Below are 5,000 nucleotides of genomic sequence, written 5' to 3' on the forward strand. Positions count from 1 at the left end.
AATCGTGAAAGAGCTGGGCCTTTTACTTGGAATCTTTTTTCAGAAGAGCTTCTACTCCGGGGAGTTTTCTTCCTTCCATAAACTCAAGAGAAGCACCGCCGCCAGTAGAAATGTGGGTAATCTTGTCGGCGACTCCCGCTTTGTTGATTGCTGCGATAGAATCTCCGCCACCGACCACGGTTTTCGCCTTGGATTTCGAAATCGCTTTCGCGATTGCCATCGTTCCGCCCGCGAATTTATCCATTTCAAAAACGCCCATCGGTCCGTTCCAAAAAATCGTCCCCGCGTTTTTGATGATCTTTTCGTAGTTCGAAACTGTTTTGGAGCCGATGTCCATTCCCATCCAACCGTCTAAGATTCCCATTTTATCTACGGACTTAGTCTTCGCTTTTTCGCTGAACTGATCTCCGATGATATGATCCACAGGAAGTTGAAGATCTACCCCCGCAACTCCGGCTTTTTCGATCAGTTGAAATGCTTGGACTTCGAAGTCTTTTTCCACGAGAGAATTTCCCACGGGAACCGCCCTGGATTTTAAGAAAGTATATGCCATCCCGCCGCCGATGAGAAGATGATTCACTTTATCGAAGAGGTTGTTGAGAACCTTAATCTTTGTGGAAACCTTGGATCCACCGATGATTGCAACGAAGGGACGGGCCGGTTTTGAGAGAAGAGCGGAAAGTTCCACGATTTCTTTGTGCATCAAAAGGCCCGCATATGCAGGAAGAAGATGAGCAATTCCTTCCGTAGATGCGTGGGCCCTGTGAGCCGCACCGAATGCGTCATTGACGTAAACGTCCGCAAGTGCGGCGAGCTTTTTGGAAAAGCCCGGTTCGTTCTCTTCTTCTTCCTTATGGAAACGGACGTTTTCGATCACGAGGATTTCTCCGTCTTTGAGTTCTTTAGAAAGTTTGACCGCTTCGTTTCCAATTACGGTTTTAGAGAAGTAGACGTTTGACTTAATGAGCCCTTTGAAAGTTTCAACGACCGGGGCCAAGGAGAATTCTGGATTCACTTGACCTTGGGGTCTTCCCAAATGACTTGCAATGATTATTCTTGCTCCTTTTTTAATCAGAAGTTCGATCGTAGGAAGGGTTTTTTCGATTCTGGTTTTGTCGGTAACTTTTCCGTTTTCTATGGGAACGTTAAAATCTACCCTTAGAAAAACCCTTTTTCCCGAGAGGTCGGCGTTTTCGAGTCTGGGTAATTCCATGAATTAGCCTTTCTTCGCCATGTAGCGGATCAGATCCAGAACTCTGTTGGAGTATCCCATCTCGTTATCATACCAGGAAACGAGCTTAAAGAATCTGGAGTTAAGTTCGATACAAGCGTCTTGATCGAAAATGGAGGAAAGTGTGGAACTTACGAAGTCGTTGGATACTACCATGTCTTCTGTGTAACCGAGAATTCCTTTCATGGATCCTTCGGAAGCTTCTTTCATCTTTGCGGAAATTTCTTTAAGAGAGGTTTCTTTCGTGGTTCTCACGGTTAAGTCCACAACCGAAACATCCGGAGTGGGAACACGAAAAGACATACCTGTCAGTTTCCCGTTGACTTCAGGGATACAAAGTCCCACCGCTTTTGCTGCACCGGTCGCCGCAGGAATGATATTCTGCATTGCTCCTCTCCCGCCGCGGAAGTCCTTTTTAGAAGGTCCGTCTACGGTAGGCTGAGTTGCCGTTGTTGCGTGGATCGTGGTCATAAGGCCTTCTTCGATCCCAAAGTTATCAAGGACGACTTTGGTAATCGGAGCCAGGCAATTTGTAGTGCAGGATGCGTTGGAAACGATATGATCGGTTGACGCATTGTATTTCTCGTTGTTGACACCCATTACGAATGTGGGGATATCCTTGTCCTTTGCAGGCGCGGAAATTACGACTTTTTTCGCTCCCGCTTTTAAGTGTTTTTCTGCCCCCGCTCTGTCGGTAAAAAGTCCGGTGGATTCGATCACGTAGTCCACTTTCAGATCTTTCCAGGGAAGTTTTTCAGGATCTCTTTCGGAAACGCAGAGAACTTTTTTTCCATCTACGATCAGTTCTTTATCGGTGTGTTCAACGGTTCCTTGGAATTTTCCATGAGTGGAATCGTATTTGAGTAAGTAGGCCAGGTTGTCAGGAGTAACTAAATCATTGATTGCGACAAATTCCAGATTAGGGTCTTTGATTCCTGCACGGAAAACAAGTCTTCCGATTCTTCCAAATCCGTTGATGGCTATTCTAGTCATTTTTTTCCCTTGTTGTTTCAGATTTTATTTCAGAACTCCCTGTTCGGCGACGCGCGTAGGGGAGAATTTTTAAGGTTTGTAATACAGTATTTTCTCGGATAATTCTCTTGAAAATCCGTTTTTTGGGAAGAATTTAGGAATGAGTCTCAGATTTTTACAAGAAATCTCTGTTTGGCCTTGTTGCGTAAATACGGATTCTGTTCATGCGGCGTTATGCAAAGTGGAAACGGCCAATAATACAAATATCGTTAAAAAAATGGTCGTTCTATAGAAACAGTAGGAGTTCCTACGTTTTTGTGTAACGAAAGTATCCCACTTCTATAGATCGCTTTTTCCAACTTCGTTGGAAACCACTCGTACCGCTTTGCTGCTCGTCGGTTGTCTCGCTCAACAGGTTTTGGACAAAATTTTAAGTTGGTTTAAAAAGATTGTATGTCTGCGGAACTCGATTGAGAAAAATTTCTTATTAAAATTTCATCCATCATCGAATTTGTAAGAGGTTTTGTTTTGAAATCTGATGTAGAACCGAATTGAGAGAATTTATTTCTATCATCCGGATTTTCCGAGGTAGTCAACATGACTATGATCGTACTGGTTTGAAGCGCCTTATCTAATTTTTTATATTCTTCTAAAAATTCCCAACCGTTCATTCCGGGCATATTGATATCCAAGAAAATGAGATCGGGAAACGGTTCCGGATTTTCCGATTTATTTTTTAAGAAATCCAAAGCGTCCTGACCAGATTGTTTTGAGATTACAATTTCCGCATAATTTCCTTTGCGGATCACCCTTTCGTGAAAAAAATTATCGTCTTGGTTATCGTCGATGAGGAGAATACATTTTAATTTTTGATTTTTCATGGATTTAAGATAGGAATGTTGAAATAAAAAGTGCTTCCTATTCCTATAGCGGACTCGACCCAGATACGGCCGTTGTGTAATTCTATGATTTTCTTGCAATGAGCTAATCCGATTCCGTGGCCTTCGTATTCTTCTTTGATATGAAGTCTTTGAAAGATAAAGAAGATTCTATCCAAATATTTGGATTCGATTCCGATTCCGTTGTCTTGGATCGAAAAATGCCAGTGGTCACCTTCATTTCGACAGTGAATTCGAATTTCCGGATCAGTTTCTTTTTTGGAGAATTTGATCGCGTTCGTGATCAGATTCTGAAGGAGTTGTCTAAATTCTACCTCGTATACGTTCAAGATAGGAAGAGGTTCGAAAAAGATTTTGGCCTTGGAATGAAGAATCAAGTTTTCGAGATCGGAAAGAACTTCTGAGATGGTACGATTTAAATCCGTAAGAGCTAACTTTTGATCCCTTCCGATTCTTGCATACATAAGAAGGGCTTTTACGAGAACACTCATTCGTTTGGTTGCTTGATCAATCGTTCTTAAATGGCGGTTCATATTCGAATCGAATGTGTTACCGTAGTCCTCTTCCAAAATTTGAATGTAGTTAGATACGGTTCTAAGAGGTTCTTGTAGATCGTGAGATGCAAGAAATGCGAATTGCTCCAGTTCCTTATTTTTGACTTCCAATTCGTTTTTTCGAATCAAAGTAGCCTCTTGATTTTTTCTTTCCGTAATGTCGATGATGGAGGCAAGAACCATAGGGCCTTCATCCGTATCGATCGGATTCAAACCGATTTCGACTTGTACTTCGGATCCGTTCTTTCTTCGAGCGAATAAATCTCTTCCTGTGCCCATCGATCGAACAGAAGGGGATTGAAAGAATTGATTTCTCCGATCCGGATGTTCTATACGGAAACGTTCTGGGAGCAGTATTTCCAATTTGGTTCCGATCAATTCTTCTCTTTCGTAACCGAAGAGTTTTTCGGTCTGCTCATTTACGAGAGAAATTGTTCCTTCCGCGTTTACCAGAACCATCGCGTTTGGCGCTGACTCGACTACGAGACGAAATCTTTGTTCTGCTTTTTTTCTTTCTGTGATATCGATGATAGACGCTAAAACGAGAGTTCCGTCCGCGGTTACGACCGGATTCAAGCCGATTTCGATTGGAAACTCGGCCCCGTCTTTTTTGAGCCCGAAAAGATCTCTACCTGCACCCATCGGTCGAACTTTTGGAGAAAGGAAAAAGGAATCTCTAAATGTCGGATGATTTTTGCGGTATCGATGCGGAAGGAGTTCCTCCACAACCTGTCCGATCAATTCGATTCGTTCATATCCGAACAATTTCTCGGCTTGATTATTGATATAAACGATCTTACCATCCCGGTTCAGCAATAAAATTGCGTTTGGGACGGATTCGACCATGAGTTGGAATGTAAGTTCTGAATGTTTCATTTTGAATCGATCAGATTTTACTCATCAAATTGCCTGAGTATAAACGTTCGAACGAAAAAGAGTCGGGTCAAGATATCATGCGGATCGAGCCTTGTCAAATCGTAAAATCGAAAATTTGAATATTCAAATTCACGCTATTGTTACCCTAAAGCCTTGGAAGTTCCGAACGAATTGATTTTTGGCTTTTTTAGTTAAAAAACCTAAACAAATATTGGGACTATACTCGAAAAATCGATTTCAAAATTGAAAACGGTATGAGAAAATTCAGAAAGCTTTTCCCAAGATATACTCGATGGGAATTGGACCGAAATCTCTGGAATCTGAACAAGAGTCCCGATTGTCGCAGAGTAAAAAATAATCTCGATCTTTGAGAATTAAAGGTTCACTATTATCCCGACTGGAAAAGCTTGCGGGAAACGGTGCTCGTTTATCTTCGAACCGTAGCACGAATCCGCCGTCGGAAAAATA

General features: G+C 42.2%; 5 protein-coding genes (1 of these 5 only partly in view). All 5 read right to left on the reverse strand.

Annotated elements, in window-relative coordinates; all coding sequences use genetic code 11:
• Window positions 1-22: 22 nt before the first annotated feature.
• Window positions 23-1,213: a phosphoglycerate kinase gene (locus tag LEP1GSC190_RS07500; protein ID WP_004280897.1), complete on the reverse strand. Its 1,191-nt coding sequence runs from the start codon at window positions 1,211-1,213 to the stop codon at window positions 23-25.
• Between the two features lie 3 nt (window positions 1,214-1,216).
• Window positions 1,217-2,224 carry a type I glyceraldehyde-3-phosphate dehydrogenase gene (gap, locus tag LEP1GSC190_RS07505; RefSeq protein WP_004280200.1) on the reverse strand — a complete coding sequence of 336 codons (1,008 nt, stop codon included), beginning with the start codon at window positions 2,222-2,224 and terminating at the stop codon, window positions 1,217-1,219.
• A gap of 419 nt (window positions 2,225-2,643) precedes the next feature.
• Window positions 2,644-3,084: a response regulator gene (locus LEP1GSC190_RS07510; RefSeq protein WP_004280102.1), complete on the reverse strand. Its 441-nt coding sequence runs from the start codon at window positions 3,082-3,084 to the stop codon at window positions 2,644-2,646.
• Window positions 3,081-4,502: a sensor histidine kinase gene (locus tag LEP1GSC190_RS07515; protein WP_237578372.1), complete on the reverse strand. Its 1,422-nt coding sequence runs from the start codon at window positions 4,500-4,502 to the stop codon at window positions 3,081-3,083. Before LEP1GSC190_RS07515 ends, LEP1GSC190_RS07510 begins: the two co-directional genes overlap by 4 nt.
• 294 nt (window positions 4,503-4,796) lie before the next feature.
• A protein-coding gene (gene lepB, locus LEP1GSC190_RS07520) for a signal peptidase I (RefSeq protein ID WP_004280257.1) crosses the window boundary here: on the reverse strand, window positions 4,797-5,000 show its 3' portion. 351 nt of this gene lie beyond the right edge of the window; 204 of the gene's 555 nt are visible here — the last part of the coding sequence; the start codon falls outside the window, past its right edge; its stop codon occupies window positions 4,797-4,799.

Source organism: Leptospira mayottensis 200901116 (assembly GCF_000306675.2).
Lineage (GTDB): Bacteria > Spirochaetota > Leptospiria > Leptospirales > Leptospiraceae > Leptospira > Leptospira mayottensis.

Excerpts from the sequence above, each read along its gene's own strand:
- LEP1GSC190_RS07500 (WP_004280897.1), bottom strand. The coding sequence starts at position 1,213 with ATGGAATTACCCAGACTCGAAAACGCCGACCTCTCGGGAAAAAGGGTT.
- gap (WP_004280200.1), bottom strand. The coding sequence starts at position 2,224 with ATGACTAGAATAGCCATCAACGGATTTGGAAGAATCGGAAGACTTGTT.
- LEP1GSC190_RS07510 (WP_004280102.1), bottom strand. The coding sequence starts at position 3,084 with ATGAAAAATCAAAAATTAAAATGTATTCTCCTCATCGACGATAACCAA.
- LEP1GSC190_RS07515 (WP_237578372.1), bottom strand. The coding sequence starts at position 4,502 with ATGGTCGAATCCGTCCCAAACGCAATTTTATTGCTGAACCGGGATGGT.